This is a genomic window from Psychrobacter sp. TB20-MNA-CIBAN-0197, from assembly GCF_040309765.1.
GTDB lineage: Bacteria > Pseudomonadota > Gammaproteobacteria > Pseudomonadales > Moraxellaceae > Psychrobacter > Psychrobacter submarinus.
The window spans coordinates 1-247 of the sequence record NZ_JBEOPC010001164.1; the positions used below are offsets into that span (position 1 = coordinate 1).

Consider the following 247-nt stretch of genomic DNA (forward strand, 5'->3'; position numbering starts at 1 on the left):
GTTTATCATTGATGCGCTCAAGCGCTTGGGTTGGACGATCGTCACGATTGACATAGCCATAACCAAAGCGGCCACGGTCACATAAGAAGTAACGGTTTACGTCGCCGTTGTAGCGGTTTTCGATACGGCGCAGCTCGCCATAACGCTCGCCCGGTGAGATATTACAACCAGCTGAGCAACCATGACAGATGCTTGGCGCATACTGCATGTCCCATTTACGGTTGTAGCGCTCAGAGTGGGTTTTATC

1 protein-coding gene is annotated in these 247 nt (G+C 51.4%); it reads right to left on the reverse strand.

Annotation, left to right across the window (positions count from 1 at the left end):
* The coding region (locus tag AAEY83_RS17590) for a hypothetical protein (protein ID WP_351061254.1) at positions 1 to 247 on the reverse strand (247 nt) is incomplete at both ends.